The sequence below is a fragment of the Streptococcus mitis genome (assembly GCF_047460035.1).
In the GTDB taxonomy this organism is placed as follows: Bacteria; Bacillota; Bacilli; order Lactobacillales; family Streptococcaceae; genus Streptococcus; species Streptococcus mitis_DW.
The window spans coordinates 44,098-64,324 of record NZ_JASHHB010000002.1; the positions used below are offsets into that span (position 1 = coordinate 44,098).

At 38.3% G+C, this 20,227-nt stretch carries 23 protein-coding genes and 1 pseudogene; 3 read left to right on the top strand and 21 right to left on the bottom strand.

Annotated elements, in window-relative coordinates:
* Nucleotides 1–67: 67 nt before the first annotated feature.
* The 8 genes from QM956_RS02040 to QM956_RS02075 form a co-directional block, all read right to left on the bottom strand.
* Nucleotides 68–559: a hypothetical protein gene (locus QM956_RS02040; protein WP_004254407.1), complete on the bottom strand. Its 492-nt coding sequence runs from the start codon at nt 557–559 to the stop codon at nt 68–70.
* Between the two features lie 63 nt (nt 560–622).
* Entirely contained in the window at nt 623–1,504 is an 882-nt protein-coding gene (locus QM956_RS02045) for a diacylglycerol/lipid kinase family protein (RefSeq protein WP_261020222.1), read from the bottom strand.
* Between the two features lie 111 nt (nt 1,505–1,615).
* The gene (locus QM956_RS02050; protein ID WP_414302159.1) at nt 1,616–2,470 is read right to left on the bottom strand and encodes an ADP-ribosylglycohydrolase family protein; all 855 of its coding nucleotides are present in this window, start codon (nt 2,468–2,470) and stop codon (nt 1,616–1,618) included.
* A gap of 47 nt (nt 2,471–2,517) precedes the next feature.
* A complete protein-coding gene (locus tag QM956_RS02055; RefSeq protein WP_414302160.1) occupies nt 2,518–3,288 on the bottom strand; it encodes an alpha/beta hydrolase in 771 nt (256 codons plus the stop codon).
* Nucleotides 3,289–3,491: 203 nt separating this feature from the next.
* Nucleotides 3,492–4,109 (bottom strand): RpiB/LacA/LacB family sugar-phosphate isomerase, encoded by a 618-nt coding sequence (locus tag QM956_RS02060; RefSeq protein ID WP_153209565.1) that lies wholly within the window; start codon nt 4,107–4,109, stop codon nt 3,492–3,494.
* Nucleotides 4,110–4,442: 333 nt separating this feature from the next.
* Nucleotides 4,443–5,027, bottom strand: coding sequence for a Cap15 family cyclic dinucleotide receptor domain-containing protein (locus tag QM956_RS02065; protein ID WP_001005371.1), 585 nt, complete (start codon nt 5,025–5,027; stop codon nt 4,443–4,445).
* Nucleotides 5,028–5,032: 5 nt separating this feature from the next.
* A complete protein-coding gene (locus tag QM956_RS02070; protein ID WP_001270697.1) occupies nt 5,033–5,920 on the bottom strand; it encodes a nucleotidyltransferase domain-containing protein in 888 nt (295 codons plus the stop codon).
* A 134-nt stretch (nt 5,921–6,054) separates the two neighbouring features.
* Nucleotides 6,055–6,486: a recombinase zinc ribbon domain-containing protein gene (locus QM956_RS02075; RefSeq protein ID WP_001178677.1), complete on the bottom strand. Its 432-nt coding sequence runs from the start codon at nt 6,484–6,486 to the stop codon at nt 6,055–6,057.
* Between QM956_RS02075 and QM956_RS02080 the strand changes: the two are divergent.
* From QM956_RS02080 to QM956_RS02090, 3 genes and pseudogenes are all read left to right on the top strand, one after another.
* A pseudogene (locus tag QM956_RS02080) lies at nt 6,484–6,663 on the top strand (Y-family DNA polymerase); the annotation flags it as partial. The gene QM956_RS02075 and the pseudogene QM956_RS02080 overlap by 3 nt on opposite strands.
* A complete protein-coding gene (locus tag QM956_RS02085) occupies nt 6,660–7,028 on the top strand; it encodes a hypothetical protein (RefSeq protein ID WP_125385808.1) in 369 nt (122 codons plus the stop codon). The pseudogene QM956_RS02080 and the gene QM956_RS02085, both read left to right, overlap by 4 nt.
* Nucleotides 7,015–7,314, top strand: coding sequence for a DUF5960 family protein (locus tag QM956_RS02090; protein WP_001072467.1), 300 nt, complete (start codon nt 7,015–7,017; stop codon nt 7,312–7,314). Before QM956_RS02085 ends, QM956_RS02090 begins: the two co-directional genes overlap by 14 nt.
* A 117-nt stretch (nt 7,315–7,431) precedes the next feature.
* On the opposite strand, the gene msr(D) is transcribed toward QM956_RS02090, so the two are convergent.
* From msr(D) to QM956_RS02155, 13 genes are all read right to left on the bottom strand, one after another.
* Entirely contained in the window at nt 7,432–8,895 is a 1,464-nt protein-coding gene (gene msr(D) / locus QM956_RS02095) for an ABC-F type ribosomal protection protein Msr(D) (RefSeq protein WP_000420313.1), read from the bottom strand.
* Nucleotides 8,896–8,915: 20 nt separating this feature from the next.
* Complete coding sequence (mef(A), locus tag QM956_RS02100; RefSeq protein ID WP_000417519.1) at nt 8,916–10,133, bottom strand: macrolide efflux MFS transporter Mef(A); 1,218 nt, start codon at nt 10,131–10,133, stop codon at nt 8,916–8,918.
* Between the two features lie 385 nt (nt 10,134–10,518).
* Nucleotides 10,519–10,689, bottom strand: coding sequence for a hypothetical protein (locus QM956_RS02105; RefSeq protein ID WP_000873143.1), 171 nt, complete (start codon nt 10,687–10,689; stop codon nt 10,519–10,521).
* Between the two features lie 514 nt (nt 10,690–11,203).
* The gene (gene rlmD, locus QM956_RS02110) at nt 11,204–12,559 is read right to left on the bottom strand and encodes a 23S rRNA (uracil(1939)-C(5))-methyltransferase RlmD (protein WP_414302161.1); all 1,356 of its coding nucleotides are present in this window, start codon (nt 12,557–12,559) and stop codon (nt 11,204–11,206) included.
* A 73-nt stretch (nt 12,560–12,632) separates the two neighbouring features.
* Nucleotides 12,633–13,607, bottom strand: a complete 975-nt coding sequence (locus QM956_RS02115) for a DUF1002 domain-containing protein (RefSeq protein ID WP_004254354.1) — start codon at nt 13,605–13,607, stop codon at nt 12,633–12,635.
* Between the two features lie 73 nt (nt 13,608–13,680).
* Nucleotides 13,681–14,295: a cell wall hydrolase Pmp23 gene (pmp23, locus tag QM956_RS02120; protein ID WP_004254352.1), complete on the bottom strand. Its 615-nt coding sequence runs from the start codon at nt 14,293–14,295 to the stop codon at nt 13,681–13,683.
* Nucleotides 14,295–15,269: a nucleoid-associated protein gene (locus QM956_RS02125; RefSeq protein ID WP_185757721.1), complete on the bottom strand. Its 975-nt coding sequence runs from the start codon at nt 15,267–15,269 to the stop codon at nt 14,295–14,297. Before QM956_RS02125 ends, pmp23 begins: the two co-directional genes overlap by 1 nt.
* A 7-nt stretch (nt 15,270–15,276) precedes the next feature.
* Nucleotides 15,277–16,533 (bottom strand): serine hydroxymethyltransferase, encoded by a 1,257-nt coding sequence (gene glyA / locus QM956_RS02130; RefSeq protein ID WP_261014530.1) that lies wholly within the window; start codon nt 16,531–16,533, stop codon nt 15,277–15,279.
* 61 nt (nt 16,534–16,594) lie between these two features.
* Complete coding sequence (locus QM956_RS02135; RefSeq protein WP_261014531.1) at nt 16,595–17,026, bottom strand: GNAT family N-acetyltransferase; 432 nt, start codon at nt 17,024–17,026, stop codon at nt 16,595–16,597.
* 1 nt (nt 17,027) lies between these two features.
* Nucleotides 17,028–17,630, bottom strand: coding sequence for an L-threonylcarbamoyladenylate synthase (locus QM956_RS02140; protein WP_173267918.1), 603 nt, complete (start codon nt 17,628–17,630; stop codon nt 17,028–17,030).
* A complete protein-coding gene (prmC, locus tag QM956_RS02145) occupies nt 17,614–18,450 on the bottom strand; it encodes a peptide chain release factor N(5)-glutamine methyltransferase (RefSeq protein ID WP_173267919.1) in 837 nt (278 codons plus the stop codon). The genes QM956_RS02140 and prmC overlap by 17 nt, the downstream gene beginning before the upstream one ends.
* On the bottom strand, nt 18,450–19,529 hold the full coding sequence (gene prfA / locus QM956_RS02150) for a peptide chain release factor 1 (RefSeq protein WP_261033548.1): 1,080 nt from the start codon (nt 19,527–19,529) through the stop codon (nt 18,450–18,452). Before prfA ends, prmC begins: the two co-directional genes overlap by 1 nt.
* Complete coding sequence (locus QM956_RS02155; RefSeq protein ID WP_203213190.1) at nt 19,526–20,116, bottom strand: thymidine kinase; 591 nt, start codon at nt 20,114–20,116, stop codon at nt 19,526–19,528. Before QM956_RS02155 ends, prfA begins: the two co-directional genes overlap by 4 nt.
* Nucleotides 20,117–20,227: the final 111 nt, after the last annotated feature.

Here is a 20,227-nt window from a genome sequence, read left to right on the forward strand (position 1 = left end):
CTAGTGGTTTGGTTCTATAAATAAAAAAGCAGCCAGTCTTACAACTTGCTACTTTTCAAATAATGATTTACAAATATCTTTGCAACCACTCTATTTTTTTAAAATCCTTATTGTTATTGTGATCATTTCGATAGGAATCTTGGGAAGAAGCCTTGTAAATACTTAAAAACTGTTCCAAACTTGGAACGCGAAAAGTGATGTTTTCGAGATGAATCAGCTCTATATCCGATTCCGAAACTCCTGCAAAATCAGGTAAAGAATCGATACTTCCGAACTCAACACTCAGACCATCTTTTTTGAATTCATGCTCATGAATATCTATTAAGGCGTAGCCTAAGTGTTTCATCACTTTCATTATCTTGTCCCACTCATAAATTCTGAGATGATCGGGTGCTTCCCAACCTCTAGGGTCACCAGGCACATGAATGTCAATGTCAGACGGCCCCCATTCTTCATTTGATCGGTATTCAAACCCCAAAGACCCCATGAGCGTCGGAGTGATTCCGACTTGGTTTAAATGAGAACAAATTGTTCGAAATTCATCAAATAGAGAATTCATTCCTCCTCCAATCGTTGATATAGAACTTAATTTCGTTGTGAATAATAAACTAATTTTTACCTTCTACTCTTTCGGTTTTGAAAATACTTCAACTCGCTGAGCTAGAACTTTTATTTCTACAGGTAGGTTATCCGATTTATCGCCATCAACGTCTGACTCCAACTCACTATCTGAAGAGATTTTAATATTACGCGCTCTGATATACTCAATATTATCATTGCCGACAACATCTCCTTTTAGTAAATCAGGGATGACGGATAATTTGGAGAATAGAGACGCATCTTTCAGAATCAAAATATTGGCATAGCCGTCTTTGTTTTCTTCAAAGATTTTCTTATCAGCGAAGTAATTTGTCAAGAGAACCAAAACATGGCTAGCTTCACCAACATAATTTCCATTTTCTGTCTCAACCTTAATGTTAAATACCTGATCCGTCATGACAGACTTCATGGTATTTACAGCATAGGCTAAAATACCGAATTTTGTCTTATCCTCGATTTCAACATTGTGAATCGCTTCAGGTAGAGAACCGATACTAAAAATATAACCAAAATAATTGTCATTCGCTTTTCCGATATCAATCTTATTGGTTAAATCAAAATCCAGTTCATCAATTGCGCCATCGATGTCTTGATTGATTTCCAAAAGTTTCGTAATGAGATTACCAGTACCACCAGGGATAATCCCTAACTTAGGAATGTAGTCTCTCTCAGCAATACCCGAAATGACTTCATTGACAGTCCCATCTCCACCAAAAACAACCACTGCATCGTACTGCTCACGAGAAGCTTCTTCAGCAAAATGTGTTGCATCCAGCGCTTTTTCTGTAATTTTGGTTTCCACTTGCTCAAAATATTCTTTTGCTTTATTCTCCAGCTTTTCTTTATAATCCAGAGCCTTCTCCCCACCAGAGGTAGGGTTGATAATTAACATTGCTTTTTTCATTGATTTTCTCCTTAATATTCATTAGAAATGTTTATATTTCATCGTATGCATGTAAATGTACTACCATTATACAATGAAAATACGGAAAAGAGAAATATGACGTACTGGAGATTAAAACGCTTTTATTCTATTTTCCCATCGCATAACTACATCTTTTAAGGGGTCATCCAAGTAAGAATAGGCCTTATCCTTTATCCAATCAGGAATACCATAAGCTGCCTCGGCTATGCTACCAGTAATTGCAGCGAGAGTATCACTATCGCCACCAAGGGAAATGGCATTCCTTATCGCATATTCGAAGTTTCTACTTTCAAGAAAGGCAATAATGGCTTGAGGGACAGTTTCTTGACATGTTTCGTTAAAACGATAGTTAGGGCGGATTTCATCTAAAGTTTGAGATAGATTGTAGCCGTATGTCTTCTCTATATAATCCTTAATCCGTCTTTTACACTCTGTATGATTGTCATTAATTGGTTGCTCGTATTCTCTACAATAACCACCAAAGTAAAAACGACACAGAAAGATAGCATCAGCTGTAGCCATTGCACCTTTAATACCTTCTGGATGACTATGAGTTACCTCGGCAGAAAGACTCGCAAGTCCTCTAGATGATGACCACATTCCGGTTCTCGCATAGACATCACAGTCCATGACCCAAGCACATGGAGAAACACGCATAGCTGATCCATTCCCAAAGCTATTATAAGCCTCACGGTTATCGCTCTTTAGCCATGCATTAAACCGAGCACCGTAATCAGCATTCTGATACATTCTGCCATATTTCTTCATCGCGTCAATGAAGTCGTCTTTTTGTCCCCCATTCATAATTGCTTCTGCAACAGCACAGGTCATAACCGTGTCATCTGTAAAAAAGCAGTCCTTACGAAATAAAGGAAAGTCCTTCGTTTTGATATTGTTCCATTCGTAAACAGAACCGACAATATCTCCAACGATTGCTCCTAGCATAAGATTCCTCCTTGTGACATATCAGATTTATTACACATTCCCAATGGTTAACTCTTTAAAAATGGTGCCACCAAATCAATCCACTCTTGAGGCAGGTAAGCTGATAAATAGCCGTGATTATAGCCCTTTGCTTCATACAAAATTGTATTTGCATGTAGCTGATGAAATAATTTCGCTGATTCTTTCACACAGTTCAATTCTTTTTCACCATAGATATACAGAACCTGAGCCTTGCTAGCAGAAATCATATCTTTCAGCTTGTAATGCCCCATATAGTTTTTGTAAATGGTCACCAATGTTTTAACAGGCGTCCTTGGAAGATCCTCCAAATAATAAGCTTTTATTTCTTTTGAATAAGCTAGTTTAGGATAGAGTTTGTTCATCATGCTTAACTGGAGTTTACAAGAGAATTTACTGAACATAAGTTTACCAAATAGTGATACTAGAAAGATGTTGATTTTAGCTAACCTTGGTTGAGGAATACAGAGACTTCCGTCTATGATGGCCTTCTTAGCAATTTCACTGTCTAAAGACAAAAGCTCCATGGCAATTTGACCACCAAGTGAAACACCACCGATTGCAAACAATTTCCCACTACAGTTTGCTTTGATATAGTCTAGAATCTCCAAAGCAGAATCTTCAGTAGAGACATAAGCAAGTTGATATTCCTCGCCGTGACCATTCAAAGTAGGTAAAATAACACGGTATTTTTCTGACAAGATTCGTGCTTGACGAAGATAATTCCACCAAGAACTGCCACCACCGTGTATTAGTAAGATAGGAGGTAAATTCTTATCACCAAATTCATGGAATTTCATGTTTAAACTCCTTACTGTAGGACTTTCACTAGCTAATTTTCCTTGTTCAATCAGCTCTTAAAAGCAGTACCACAAACTCGACATAAAACGAGTGAACACTATGTATGCCAAGTGAACATGTATGTGGGGACATGTCTATAAACCTTTTGACAATAGCATAAGGTTATCGTTAAAAGGTATTACCCCGACAAACTGTTATTTACTCATTTTATTAAATCAGCTATTTCTTTCTTCCCATACGCCTTTACATTCTGAATTACATTCTGTTTCCTCTTTATTGATTCAAACAATGATATATCTAGTACATTTGCGAATTCTTCAAACTGAACCTGCCCCATTCTTCTTATTTCTTTAAGTTTCTCAGCATCTCTTACCTTTCTCTCTGCCTCACTTTTGGGGTATCCTTGCCCAAATGGCTCCGAGAAAAGAGCTTCTATTGTTCTTTCAAGATTTTCAGTACCTGACCATGTATAATCTTCACCTAATGGTAATGATATCGCATTTCCATTATTAATCTGAGCAAATAAATAGGCATCATTCGGTGTAGGTGCATACCCGCAAATGACATCAGGCATACTATTACAAGCAAGCATCATTCCTTGTCCGGAAGAACAGCCCGTAACAACGAAATCAACTGTCCTACTTGCCAACAAGATACCTATAAGAATAGAAATTTCTATATACGAGTATTTTTCATTTTCTTCCATCGTACAGCCAAAATTTATAACCTCAGATTTCTTTGGAGCATACTTTAATACAGCATCATAGATTATTTGATTTTTGGTCGCTTGCGAACTTGCTTGAATAACTCCGATTCTCATTCTTCCCCCCTACAACTTCTAATTTAATGATTTCTTTTTCTTTGGTTTGGGTGCCGGTAATTCATTATATATTGAATTGAACAAGCCTTTATTTTCTACACTTCATTTATTCACTGGTTGCAACTTTTGACATCAAAACTACCGCCTCCACATGTCTTGACGGTTACTACCTATACTGTGAAACGAAATCAAAGCTGCTGAATATCCGTATTAAACTATTAAACGTAACTAATGCGAGTATTTACGGCTTCGTTAATATACAGTATTGTTACATCTATGCCAAGTTTCCGATAGTTAGTTCTTCTTTCTTTATTTAAATCTTTACAAATCCAACTAGCGAGAAGGGTTGTTTATCTCAAAACTCATTGAACCTTTGGTTCCTCGATTAGTATAATAATTTCCTTCTAGTTGATTTGGATTATCAATATCAAGAATTACCGTCCCATAATGTATAGGACTTTGCAATTCAGCCCTTGGGCTATTTAAATATGTATAAATTAATTTTTGTGTTCCATTATCATTGATAATTGATGCTGTAATGCTATGGCTCGAACTTTCACCCGTTTTAAACTTAACTTTAATAGTCGTAAATGACTGTTCAATAGTAAGTTCACAATTTCTTTCATTCTGATCATAGTCCGTCTTGAAACTACCTACATAATTCGCAAATAAAATTGGAACATTATGAATCTTAGATAGTAATGGCCACCGCCATGCTGTTTTTTCAAAAATAGCCATAATAATTGCTGTAACTGATATAGCTTCACCAATATACCCAATGGCTGAATATACCAATGCCAAAATATCAGATTTAAGATTCACTGCAATCTCTTGGCCACTTATTAACAATCTTAATAACAAGCAAATTGCAAAAACCCATATTGTAATATTCAAAAATTTTTTCTGCTGTTCATTCATAAGTTTTATTTATAATCCAAAAATTCAATCATTCTAACTAAAAAAGTTTTTGTATCCTGTAAATTCCATTTCTGCTCTGAACGAAAAAGGTAATACATTCCACTTACTTCAACCCAATTTAAATTCACTTGAGACACTATGTAATATAACGCTTGCTGTAACAACCCTGTGTAGCTATTACTATTGAAAAACATCTGTTCAGGTATATTCCAGACCAAACATTCTATCAAATATGAAGAAATGCGTTCGTTTGTCAATCCTAGCTCCTGCATCTCGTTCTTAATATGCTTCATAATCCTAACTAAATATTTATATTTATAGTGAGTAGATTTATTCTTAGAGATACCATTTTGTATATGAACTTTAGGATAATTAATTACTTCATAATTTCCGTTTGAGGTAAAAAATTTGATGCCTTCAACAAATTTTTCAGATGACCTGCTACCAATATATCTATAATTTCGATATTGAAAACATGGGACTACATCTGCATTTACGTGATATGAGTTAGAATTAATATTGATACACTTATTGCCAATAGAAACTGATTCTGCACCAAATTTTGAAATTAACGCTTTAATCACTTCGTTTTTAAATACATTAGCATTGGTGCTGCTACTAGAGTAATTATAGTCTAGGTCCGATAACCCATCTACATACTCACAATAAAATAAAGATTTCACCATGATACAGATATCAATGTCGCTATTTTTCTTTACATTCGTATTATTTGCATAAGAACCTTGGGCAAAAATTTCATATTCATACTTTGAAGAGAGCCCACTCCTTTCTATTGCATCTTTAATCATTCCAATAGTATTTTCAACCCGTGTTTCTTCAGTGGCAGATAACGGCTTAATCCATGATTGTAATGCTTCTTCAGAATATCTCATTATAAAACAACTCCATTTTAGTTTTTTGGTTAATTCATAAAAAGTAACCGATATTAAAAAAATCCTACATATAATTATACCACTAAACAAGAAAAAAGGCTGCAAACATAGTGAACTATACTATGCCTACAGCCTTATAAATCAACTTCTGTTCCTTCCAAAAATCTAACGGTTATCTGTCCATCCTCCGAAATCAAAATACTATCTAGTACCTGACACATCTCAAAGGAATCATATTCCCAACACTCCTTATTTATCAATTCAGCCAGTAACACACTGTAATGCTTTTCTAATAACTGGTTTTCTTCCAAGATCTTATTCCACTTTCCATGCAACAAATCCATATTCTCACTCAGTAGTTTAACTGCCATCATTACAGCTTTCTCTAGTGTTCCCTCATCGATATGGTTATTCTGACAACCAATCTGTCCCTTTACCTTATAACGGTTGTTACACTGCCAAACTTTACGTTTGCCACGACTGGTCGTCCAGTTCTTACGTCCAAAAGCTGAACCGCATTCTGCACAGAACACCTTGGTAGTAAAAGGGTTGTCCTCATTTTGCATGATGTAGAAGAAATTGAAAAAGAAAATAGACTTCAGACAGCTATTGATGTTGTCAGAGAACAGTTTGGCTTTTTAGCCATACAAAAAGGAACCGTCCTAACTGAAGGTTCCTAAAATATTGAACGCAGTAAACTTATTGGCGGTCATTCCGCTGGTGGATTGGAGGGATTAAAATGATTGACCGTTCATCCTTACCATTTCAGTCAGCAAGAGAGTACCAGGATACAAAGATGCAAAAATGGATGGGCTTTTTCCTATCTGAGCATACATCAGCACTCTCTGATGATACAAACAAAGTAACGTACATGTCAGATTTGTCAATGGAGAAGAAATTATTACTCCTCAGTCAAGTATACGCCGGGCAGCTACGCACACGCATTCAAGTGATTGAAAAAAACAAGCGTGTTTCCTACACTGGAACAATACCAAGTCTGACCAAAGATTTCATTTTGATAAAAACTACAACAGGTCACATCAATTTGAAATTAAAAGACATTATTAGTATTGAACTTGTCGAGGAGGTGCTCTATGAATCAGCTTGAGTTTCAGCGTAATCACCTACAAATGGACTATTATAGCGAGAGCTACCAAGATTTTGAACGTGACTTCTACCGCTACTCTAACATGAATATTCCATTGACCTTCCTAACTGATGATATCCTAAAAACAATGGCGACTTCACGTAAGAATTACTTTGTCCTCAATAAGGAAAAGTCCAGAGATAACCGCGATCACTTCTTCATATTTGAAGTAAGTACCGTAGATGAGAATCCGCTAATCTATCATTATACATATAAGAAAACTACAATATATTTAGCAGAAAAATAGGAGCAGTTCAATTGACTGTTCCTATTTTTAATATTCATAAAATCTAAAGTCTTTATACTCTTTAACAATGGAGTCGCCAACCAGAACAGACTATACTGACCAGCGACTACCTTAAATTTAATGTTTCAGATTTATTTTCTTATCTCTAATTTCATAAACTACATCTGCTACATTTTCGAGTAATCGTTTATCGTGGGTGATAAACACGATAGTTCCGGTGTACTCCTTCATTAGTATTTCCAAAGCCTCTAAACTTGGTATGTCAAGGAAGTTACTGGGTTCATCCATTATTAGGATGTTATATCTACCCATGAGCATTTTAGCAAGCAACAATTTTATAATTTCTCCACCGCTTAAAACAGATAAACTTTTTCCAATATCGTTCTGTTTGAACCCCATAGATGCTAGCACTGAACGAATTTCTGATATATTGTAGTCACAATCCTTCTGCATAAACTCCATAACATTCTGATTACTGTTGTACTTGTAACCATTCTGTGCAAAGTAACCTATTTTTGCCTTAGGCGAAATAGAAATTCCTTCTTCATGGTTTAAGATCATTTGGATTAAAGTTGTTTTTCCGATTCCATTACCACCAGTTAACGCCACTTTTGCTCCTAACGGAATTTGAAAAGATGCATTTTCAAACAGAGCCTTATCCCCAAATACTTTATTAATTTCTGCACCGACTATAGGGTATGGATTATGGAGCTCCAATGCTTTACTTTGCCTGAAACGAATTCTGCGAATGCCTTCCGGAGCTTCTACTTTTCCTAAGGCCGCAATCCTGTGCTCTAGGGTTTTAGCAGCATTATACATCTTTTTTTCCTTACTTCCTATTGATTTTTGATGAGCTAAACGCCCTCCGTCTTCAGTACTTTTTTTCTTTGAAGAACCTTTTGCCTTCTGTTCTATTTTACGAGCCTGTTTTCGCTTTTCCTCCGCAGCCCTTTCCAATCGGGCACGTTCCGCAATAAATTGTTCGTATTCTGCAGCTTGGCTCTTACGTTCTTCCTCTTTCTGACGAAGATAATCAGAATAGTTTCCCCAATACTCAGTGATTTTGCCATCTTTCAGTTCCCATATTTTATCTACTATTTCATCAAGAAAATAGCGGTCATGGCTAATAACTAACAGTGCACCTGTAAAATATTTTAGCTGTCCTATTAGAAAATCAATTCCTTCACGGTCTAAATGGCTCGTAGGTTCATCCGCTAAAATACCATGAACCTGTGCCGATAAGGCCTGTGCTATTTTAAGCCTTGTTTCTTCACCACCGCTCATAGTCTGTATATTTAATTGCTCAACACCTAGCTTGCCTACAAGTGCAAAATCTTTTTCCTCCTGCAGAGTTACTTCGTCCAACTGGGGAATATAGGCAAGTTCACCCAGACGATTCATTTTACATCCTGGGGGAGTTAATTCTCCTAAAAGTACCCTGAGTAAAGTGCTTTTTCCAGCACCATTTGCTCCTACTAAACCAATACGGTCATAATCATATACTTCTAATTCATTTATATCTAAAACATCGCGTCCTTTGAATTCCACACGAATGTCTTTTGCTTTTAATATTAATTCCATAACATTTCCTCCAATATTGTTTATTTTAAATCTAATTTTCTAACCTCAGTTATCATTTGGCAAACTATAGCAATGCCAATAATTAAAATACCTGATAGTAAAAACCAATGATTTACACCGATTTTATCAGCAAAGAATCCAGAAAGAATTAACCCAATTGGCATAGCAAGTGACATGATACTTCCGATCAAAGAAAATACACGTCCTAAATATTCAGGCTTAATTTTCTCCTGAAAAAGAGCTGTTTGCACACCGCTATAAAATGGCACCGAAAGCCCCATTATTGCACAGCAAACTACGAATATTACAAATCCATTTGGAGGAAGTATTCCCGAAACGGCTAAACTGGTCCCCATTATAAAAAATGAACTTGTTATTAGTAATACATGCTTTTCGAAGCCCCCTAATCTTCCTAATAATAAGCCTCCTGCTAGCATCCCAAATGCAAAGGAAATTTCCGTAATAGAAATATGCACAGGCGTTCCATTAAAGTGTTCCATGCTTATTAAAGGAAATAGTGCATTGATTGGCATATAAACAAAAGTATATAGTGTTCCTAAGAGTAATAAGGCAAACAATCCTTTGTTTTGTCTCAGAACCACAACTCCTTCTTTCATCTCCCTTATGAAATTTGGTTCTAAACTTTGCACTTGATTACCCAGCTTAGGTATACGTACAATTGCTACCGTAATAGATGCAATCACAGCACCCAATACGTCGATGGCAATAATAGCATTTAAATCCCAAACGGAGTATAAGAGTGCTGCAACTGCCGGACTAACAATATAGCTTATAGACTGCAAAGACTGACTATAGCCTGCGCATTTCGTTAGCTGTTCTTCTGGTACTAAAAGTGGTGTAACCGCATTGAGTGCTGGGGTATGAAAAGCTGTTCCAATGCTACGGATAAACAATACTATCATAATCATCCAGACAGGTAGCTCCATACAGAATGCAACAATAGCAAGCACTGCACCAGCTGCTGCGATAATTAAATCGGCACCAATCATTATCTTCTTCCTATCATGACGATCCACTAGCACACCAATGGCAGGTCCCAAAATCGCATAGGGTAAAAAACCTACTAATGAAGCCATAGACAAGACCATCGCAGATCCTGTTTTTTCTGTAAGGTAAAAAATAATCGCCATTTGCAGGATGGCACTAGTGATTAATGATACTGCTTGCCCTGCCCATATTGCATAAAATTTTCGTTTCCAATTGTTGTATTTTTCCATTTATATTATCTCCTGCATATTATTTTGCTTGAATTTCTATTTTGAATAGCATTCTAGGCAATAAAAAATGCAGGCCAAACCCCACAATGTGGCTTTTGGTCTGCATACATACAATTTGGAAACATTCATATTAAAGACATAGTTAAATAAAGGTATAGTTAAATAACCAATATCCTCACCGTAACTAATGAATGCTCAATATCGTATAAATAAGCACAACAAAAAAGCCTATCATCGGGTATAGATTCTGCTTTTTTTATTGCCAGCTTATCTTAAACGCATTGAGGCTGTCATAGTTTCGGTTCCTCCTACATCTTTGTTTATATCAATTTATAGTATAACACAAAAAGATGATATGTTCAATATAAAAGTTATGGAATGAGACTCATACTTCCAATTCGATGCCAGATTTAAAGGATATGACGAAGTTTTCTTCATAGACTGTAACGCTCTGGATTATCTTCCTTAGTAGCAAGCGATTAGCTTTCACAAAATCTTCTGTTTGTAGTTTTAAAAATTCATCAGGATTTTCTAACTCAACCTCAAAATATTTCATTTTACATTCCCTCATTTCATTTATTGATAAATTGAGTTTGCAAAAAAGAGTGGACAATTTTTGTCTACTCTTAACCTTTAAAATAGTTTTTTTTAATCGATTTGAAGTTGCCTAAATTATTACTTATTCGGTAAAATGAAGTATTGCTTTCAACAGATTTCCTTCAACTACACTTCACTTGATTCAAACAAGGTGGGTACATTTCTATTCCCACAAACTCCTTGTCAATGGAAACAAACACGTACCCACAGGGTAAATGGAAATAGAAACTGATAATTTCTAGCTATCACTTCTACTCATTCCAAAAATTTTCTCACTCTGATACTTACCCACCATAAAGCAAAAAGCCTTGCAATCAAGGCTTTCATTATCCCTTTCGTTCAAAGGTTTCTAAGCTTTTACGAGCAGAGCGACACACTCAGCGGTTCGCTATCTCCGTTCTGTCTGCGTGCTAGCACTTGTCAATCACGGACAGCTATCGCATGGGCGGAAGTAAATGCTAATCTTCGTCGTTTTACTCCTTGACTAGCAAACTTACCGCCTCAACATGATGAGTTTGAGGGAATAAGTCAACCGGCTGGACTTTCTTCAATTCATATCCCAATTCTTGGTAGAGTTTGATATCACGCGCCATAGTAGCGACATTGCAGGAGATATAGGCAATGCGATCAGCTCCTGTTTGAGCGCTTGCTTTGATAAAGCTTTCTGTGAGTCCTTTTCTTGGTGGGTCCACTAGGATAAGACTTGGTTGAATTCCTTCCTTGAGCCAATTTTTCATAGCATTTTCAGCTGTGTCACAGACATAGTAGGCGTTTGAAATATTGTTCAGCTGAGCATTCTTTTTGCTATTCTCAACCGCTTCTGGAATCACTTCGACACCATAGACTTCCTTGACATGTTTCGCAACAGAAAGACCAATCGTCCCGATACCAGAATAGGCATCAATGACCACATCATCTTCTTTTAATGCAGCAAAGTCAATAGCTGTTTGGTAGAGCTTCTCTGCCATTTCAGTATTGACCTGGTAAAAGGCTGGTCCAGAGATTTGGAAATCATTTCCCAACATTTGGTCCGTAATGTAATCTTGACCATAAAGCGTACGCCATTCTTTCCCGAAAATAGCATTAGTATTTTGGTCATTGATATTTTGCATAACAGACACAATCTCTGGGAACTGCTTGATTAGTTGTTCAATCAATTGCTCAACACGAAAAACTTTGGGACGAGTTGTTACCAAAATAACCATAATTTGACCTGAATAGTGGCCACGACGCACCACAAGATTACGAATCAAACCAGCTTGTTCCTTTTCATCATAAGGTTTCAAATCATAACGACGGAGCAAGTCACGTAGGGCTACTACTACCTCATCAATCACAGGATCTTGGATAAAGAAATCTTCTAGAGGCATGAGGTCATGGGAATTTTTACGGAAAAATCCTGTTTCCAAGACACCATTCACTCGACGAACAGGGACCTGCGCCTTATTGCGGTACTTGACTGGATGTTCCATACCTAAAGTTTCAGCAACCTCTATATCATCAATTCCAGCAATCTTATATAGACTATCCTTAACTTGCTTGGTTTTAAATTTGAGCTGTTCTGGATAGGCAAGATGACCTAAATCAGCGATTCCTGAACGCAGGTAAGCCAAATCTAGATCTTGATTACGGTGTGGTGACTGGACAAGGTATTCTTCAACCTTCCCAAAGCCAATCTTTTTATTGACCTTGAGAACCCTCATAAGGATTTTTTCACTCGGTAAAGCATTCTCTACAAAAAATACCAAACCATCCACCTTGGCCACGCCTGAACCTTCATGGGTCAAATCAACAATTTCAACTTCTACAATATCATTTTTCTTTAACATTCTCTTCTCTTTCTATTGGCCGACAAAAAAGACGGCAACGTTACGGTTACCATCTATTATACCATGAAATTTCTTAAGAACCAAAACTCTTGAAGAAGTTGACAATGGCTTGCCAGAGGGAGCTTAGAAAATTACCGCCGTCCTCTAGCGCCTTATCAGCATCAAAGTTAAGGTTAATATTTTTAAAACTGTCGCCAGCTTGTGAAACAATGCTTTGTTTAAGGTCATTCAGGGTTTTAGTGAAGTCTGCATTGCTGAGGATATCACTTTTTGAGAGATTTAAAGCAAAATTGATGATGATATTGATCTGGTTTCCTGTTATAACCTGATCAAGTTTGTAATTTTTTAAGGTATCTTCAACGATTTTACGGACATCTTCCTCTGTCAGATTTCCCTTGCTTTCTTTAGCTTTGGCGAGTCCTGACTTGATATCGGCTAGGGCAACGTTTAATTTATTAGCATCATAGCCAGTTTTGTCCTTGTTTTCAGCATTGATATCTGACAAAGCCTTCAACTCTTCTTGAGCCAAATCTTTATTGGCTTGCGGTACCTTGGCTCCATTAGCCTCTAGCGAATAATAAATCCCTGCTAAAGCACTTTCTCCTGTAACTGGAATGGGGGCTGCTACAGTGATTTTGGCGTGTTCCACACCCAAAGTTACGGCTGCATTTCGGTACATATCCTGAGTTACCTTAGTGATGTTTTCAGGTGTTTCAATCTTGACCTCAAGTGGCGACTTGTCACCTAGTTTTTGAATCTTGGCTGATGAATACAACTGTAAACTTGAGTCATTTGCTACATTCATGATTTTAGAATAGACATCAGGCGTCATTGTCTTGAGTTCTTTGGTATCTGTTGAGGCATTGTAGCCCAGTTTTTTTAGAGTTTGATTTTTTTGATCTTCAGACAATGAAGATCCTAGGACATATTCAGGTTGAACATAGGTTTCATCGATGACTTTTTGAACATCTGTTGCTGCATGGACACTATTCATAGCTGTTACTGCCCACAAGACCGCAGCACTGGTCAGAAAAAGTTTCTTTCTCATAGGGATTTTCCTCCTTTACCTTTCTAGAGTAATATATCTATCTTAAAGAAAACTTATAACAAAAACACCTGGACTAGCCAGATGTCGAAAAGAGAGTAAAACATTTGATGATGTAAAGGTTGAGTTGCACCTGTCTAGAATAGTAATAGTTTCCTCCATTTACATAGAGTTCGGCACCGTGGAAAATGGAAATGGGGTGAATATAACTATAAGTCTTTCCAGTGGTATTACCAAGCAAAGGGGCAACAGTCTCACGAGAGTACTGTTTGGCCAGAGCCAAGGTGTTTTCCTTGCCATTTTGGGCGATAAAATCGATATAGGCAGGTCCAAAATTGTAGGCTTGAACAGCCGTCCAGACATCAACCCCCTGCTTCTGAGCCAGATAGAGATTGTCTGTCAGAGTTTGAACACCTTGCCGAATGCTAGAGGCATTATCATTGATAGTGTTGGTGGAACCACTTGCAGACTCACTAGACTGCATGACATCGCCTTCTTTTCCTTTTGTTTCAGTATAAATCATAGCGAGCACAAGCTCTTCGTTTGCTGGGGTGTCTTTTTCACTCAAGATTTCTCGCACCATGGGTTGATAGGTCATGACTTGCTTGACATCTTGGTGAACGCGGTAAGCTTTATAGCCAGCAAAAAGGAAGACTGCTAGTACAAGCACTCTTCGAATTCGTTTAAACATTATTTACTTTGGATATCCTCGATATTTTTGATTAAGATAGAGTAAGTTCCATTGTCGTTTTGGATAAACTCAACAGACTCGGCGTCTTGATAGACGTTATTGGGAACGATGAGTTCAATTCCATTTGACAAGGAAAGTTTTTGGTTTTCAAATTTCTTTAATTGGCGACTGGCATCAATTTCATCAAATTGAACAGGTTCTGGGACAGCTTCTTTAACTTGGTCAATAAAGCTCAAACGAGCCGTCAGATTGTTATCAAAAAGGTCATTAGCCAATTTCTCAGGTGACAATTCATTGCTTTCTTCTAGGTTGTTGAAAATCGCTGATTTCACTTTAGATTGAAATTGAAAATCATCTGTGTTAAAAGTCTCAGCAATTCTCTGGGCCGTTTTTTCCAGTTCCTTGATGGATTTCTTGGGAGAAATCTTAGGGGAAACGGCAAGAAGATTGTCTGAAAAATAGTTCAAGAAAGTCCCATTGTACTTGATGCGTTTTTCAATGAGATGGTACTTGCGACTCTGAAGATTGACCACCAAGGCCTCATCAGCACCCGTTCCAAATCCAGGCAGGTTATTCTGAGTCAGCTTGATTGGATTATCAACTTCTCCACCGAGGTGGGTCAGGGTCTCACGCAGGGCAATTCGTAAGAAAGCGAAATGTTCCACGCCTTCTTTAGAAAATTGCACAAAAATCAAGTCATTGGTCTTGAGATTTTCGGAAATGCTGAACTCCTCTTTCCAGAGATTAGCCAGTGTTACTGATGTCTCCAACAAATCGTCTGTGATGTGATTGAAGAAGGGATTTTCTTCTTCGAAAATCCCAGTCTTGGCTTCATCTGAATACACACGTTCAATTTTTTTACGCAAGTATTCTTCGATTTTTGGAGTGATATTGAGAAACTTATCCGCTAGAAACAGCTCGGTATCATCCGGGCTAAACTGATGGATAATGGCTTTCTTAATATAAATGTCCATAAAAGTTTTAGTCCTCGTATAATGGGAAGGCATCTGTCAATTCTTTAACTGCACTTCTCACTTCTTCTAAGACAGCTTCATTTTCTGCATTTTTAAGGGTTTTAATGATTAGTTCAGCCACTTTGCGACTCTCTTCTTCACCAAATCCACGTGCAGTGATGGCTGCAGATCCGATACGAATCCCACTTGTCTTGAATGGTGACAAGCTTTCGTATGGGATTGAATTTTTATTTAGGGTAATATTGACTTCATCCAGCAAGTTTTGAGCAACTTTTCCGTTTTCTACAACCCTTGTTACATCCACTAGGAAGAGGTGGTTTTCAGTCCCTCCAGAAATAATACGGAAATCAGGATCTTGCAAGAAAACATCTGCCATAGCCTTGCTGTTCTTGATAACATTGGCAGCATATTCCTTGAAGGCTGGATCTAAGACCTCTTTGAAAGAAACAGCTTTAGCTGCCACAACATGCTCCAAAGGACCACCCTGAATACCTGGGAAAATTGCTGAATTGATCTTCTTAGCTAGGTCCTCATCATTGGTCAAAATCAAACCACCACGAGGTCCACGAAGGGTTTTGTGGGTCGTTGTTGTCGTGATATGAGCGTATGGTACTGGACTTGGGTGAAGACCAGCCGCAACCAAACCAGCGATATGTGCCATATCGACCATGAGCTTCGCCCCAACAGCATCCGCAATTTCACGGAATTTTGAAAAATCGATAATTTGAGAATAGGCTGAAGCACCTGCTACAATCAATTTTGGTTTGACTTCTTGGGCTTGTTTCAAGATAGCATCAAAGTCCAAGAGTTCCGTTTCAGGGTCCACACTATAAGACACAAAGTTATAAGTTTGACCTGAGAAGCTGACAGGAGCTCCGTGAGTCAAGTGTCCACCTGCTGCCAAATCCATCCCCATAACGGTATCACCTGGCTCAATCAAGGCCATGTAAGCCGCACAGTTGGCTTGGCTTCCAGAGTGAGGTTGGACATTAGCAAATTTAGCACCGAAAATTTCTTTTGCGCGTTCAATGGCTAGAGTCTCTACCACGTCTACCACATCAGTTCCACCATAATAGCGGCGTCCTGGGTAACCTTCGGCATATTTATTCGTCAAGATAGACCCTTGAGCTGCCATAACAGCCTTGGAAACAACGTTTTCCGAAGCAATCAACTCAATATTGTTTTGTTGGCGTTCTTCTTCTTTGGCAATAGCATTCCAGAGATCAGCATCGTATGCTTTAAAATCATCTTTGTCAAAAATCATAGGTCTTCTCCTTTATAGTGTGACTGGTCCTTTAGTTTGTTTTTACAAGAAAGAAACTAAACTAAAAGATGCGAATAAATCGTTTCTGCACTTTATCACAAGTATAACCAACTTTTTCATAAAATGCATGAGCACCCAGACGATGATTGGCAGAGTTTAAGCGGATAAATCCATAACCACGTCTTTTTGCTTCTTGCTCCAACCCTTGTAATAAGCTTTTACCAATACCTTGACCTTGCGCTTGAGGTGAAACTGCTAAGGCTAAAATATTAAATCCTGCTTTGGAATAAAGGGATTCATAGACCTCAGCGTGGACATATCCAAGCAAGGCATAACTAGCTTCATCCTCATAGCCAAGAAGGAAATGATGGGAATCCTGAGATAGTCTAGCTAATTGACTAGCCGTGTCCTCCAGACTAAAAGAATAGCCTAAGGCTTCTTGGTTAATTTCACAAATGGCTTTCACATCAGTTTCTCTTAAATCTCTTAGCATCTCATGCCTCCTCAAAAGAAATCTCTGGCAACCGAGCAAGAATATCTTCTCGTTTAATCGCCCCTTGGCGTAAGATTTTCACCTTGTCTCCAGACAAGTCCAAAATAGTTGAATCCTGTCCAGTTAGAAAAGCATCGTCTTCTAGCCCCAAAACCTCTTGGTCAAAATCCTCTAGAATTTGAGCAAAGGTCACTCCACTTGCATGACCTGAGATATTAGCAGACGGCCCAATCAAGGGACCTGTCTCTCGAATCAAATCAAGGGTAATGGGATGACTAGGCATCCGAAATCCAACAGTTGCAAGACCAGAATTGACCCAATAGGGAACTCTGTCATTTGCTTCAAGAATAAGGGTCAAGGGACCTGGCAAAAAGGTCTCTACAAGTTTTTGCAGATAAGATGGCTGATTCTTAGAAAAGTTCAAGATGTCCTCTAGAGAGGCGATATTAAGATTTAGTGCCTTGTCTCTTGGACGACGTTTGAGCTGGTATACATGATCAACTGCTTTTTCGTCTAGAGCCTTGGCAAAGAGACCGTAAACTGTCTCTGTAGGAAGAACAACAGCTCCGCCCTTTTCCAACTCTTTTCTAATCCTGTCCATCATCAACCACAACCATCCTATCTTGATCAAATTGGTCCTTAAGTGTTCGTACTCGTTTTTCAGGAAGATTTTTCCTAAAAAGATCAGGAACACTTTGACCTTGCTTGTATCCAATTTCAAGGTAAATCTTACCACCATCCTTAAGATGGTACTTTGCATCTTCCGCAATTTTACGGTAAATAGCTAGGCCATCTTCGTCTGCAAAGAGAGCTAGATGAGGCTCCGAATGCAAAACATTCAAGCCGACCTCTGACTCATCTTCACGAGAGATATAGGGTGGATTGGAAACAATTATATCATATTTTTCAGAAATTTCTGTAAAACAGTCAGATTTTTTTAAAAATATTTGAAGATTTTGATTTTTAGCATTTTCGTTAGCTAAATCTAAAGCATCTTGGGAAATATCCGCTGCTGTCACTGACCAATCTGGTCTGTTTTTTGCTAGAGCGAGAGCAATAGCTCCACTACCTGTTCCAATATCCAGAACTGAAAGATTCGTCTCAGGATTCTCAGCCAGGATAAGCTCAGCCAGCTCCTCAGTCTCTGGACGAGGAATCAAAACACGCTCATCCACTTTTAGCTGCATTCCATAAAAATCTGCATGACCAATGATATACTGGGCTGGTTTATGAGCTGCTAACTGTTGGAAAATTCCTTTTACAAATTGTTTTTCTTCCTTGTTTACCTCTTGCTGGAGGGCAAAGACAAAATCTGTAAAAGAAAGATTTTTCAGGCTACGATAGACAAAAGAGAGGCTTTCAGCTTCCTCTCCTTGTCTTATCAACTCTTCTTCAAAATCTGAAAATAATTGAGCTAATTTCATTATTTGTTTAATTCTTCTAATTTTTGTGTTTGGTCATAAAGAACCAAGGCATCCACAACTTCGTCCAATTTACCAGATAAAATCGTATCTAGTTTTTGGAGGGTCAATCCAATACGGTGGTCTGTAACACGGTTTTGTGGGAAGTTATAAGTACGAATCCGTTCTGAACGGTCACCAGTACCGATTGTTGACTTACGCTCAGCGTCTTGTTCATCTTGTGCAATCTGAGCAAAGTGGTCAGCAACACGCGCACGAATGATTTTCATGGCCTTCTCACGGTTCTTCTGCTGAGTACGTTCTTCCTGCATCTCAACCTTGATATTGGTTGGCAAGTGAACGATACGAACGGCAGTCGCAACCTTATTGACGTTCTGTCCACCAGCACCAGAGGCGTGATAGATGTCAACACGAAGGTCTTTTGGATCAATATCGTATTCTACTTCTTGTACTTCAGGCATGACAAGGACTGTGGCAGTTGATGTATGGACACGACCTTGGCTTTCTGTCACAGGAACACGTTGCACACGGTGGGCACCTGATTCGTACTTGAGTTTAGAGTAAACAGATTGACCTGAAACCATGGCAACCACTTCTTTGAAACCACCTACACCATTCATAGAAGCTTCCATAACTTCAAAGCGCCATCCCTGAGCTTCAGCATACTTTTGGTACATGGTTAGCAAATCTCCAGCGAAAAGTGCTGCTTCGTCTCCACCAGCGGCGCCACGGATTTCAAGGATGATATTCTTGTCATCGTTTGGATCCTTTGGAAGGAGCAAGATTTTCAGTTTTTCTTCGTATTCTTCTTTTTCAGCCTTGGCATCTTTGAGCTCTTGCTTGGCCATTTCTTCCAAGTCCGCGTCTCCACCTGATTCCTTAATCATCTCTTCGGCATCAACGATGTTTTGAAGGACTTGTTTGTATTCACGGTAAGCTGTTACAGTGTCACGAGTTGAAGCTTCTTCTTTTGAAAGCTCCATGAAACGCTTGGTGTCTGAAACGACATCAGGGTCACTGAGCAACTCTCCTAATTCTTCATAACGGTCTTCTACAGCTTGTAGTTGATCATAGATGTTCATTTTTCTTCATTCTCCTTATTAATTTCAGGCGCAAAATAATGTTTACGACAAACCGAGATATAGGTTTCATTTCCACCGATTTGGATCTGCTCACCATCATAAACGGGCAGTCCATCCTGTGTTCGCAACACCATAGTCGCCTTTTTCTTACAATACTGACAGATGGTTTTGATTTCGTCAATCTTGTCTGCTAAGAGCAAGAGATATTTGGAACCTTCGAATAGTTCATTACGAAAGTCATTTTTCAAGCCAAAAGCCATGACAGGTATGTCTAACTCATCAACAACACGAGCTAGGTCGTAAACATGGTGACGCTTGAGAAACTGGGCTTCATCGACCAACACACAGTAAGGTGTTTCGGGTAAATCACGGATATAGCCGAAGATATCAGTTGTTTCCTCAATCGCAATGGCAGGGCGTTTCATGCCAATTCGACTCGACACATAGCCAACACCGTCACGCGTATCCAGAGCCGAGGTCATAATCACAACACCTTTTCCTTGCTCCTCATAGTTATAGGCTACTTTAAGAATCTCGATTGTCTTACCAGAGTTCATGGTCCCATAACGATAATACAACTGTGCCATGTTTCTTGCTTCACGTCCATTTCTAAATTTTTGCTACATTCTAGTATATCATAATTTTCTTAAGCTTTAAACGGCAAAATGTGGTAAAATAGAAGAAATCAAAAACTAGCG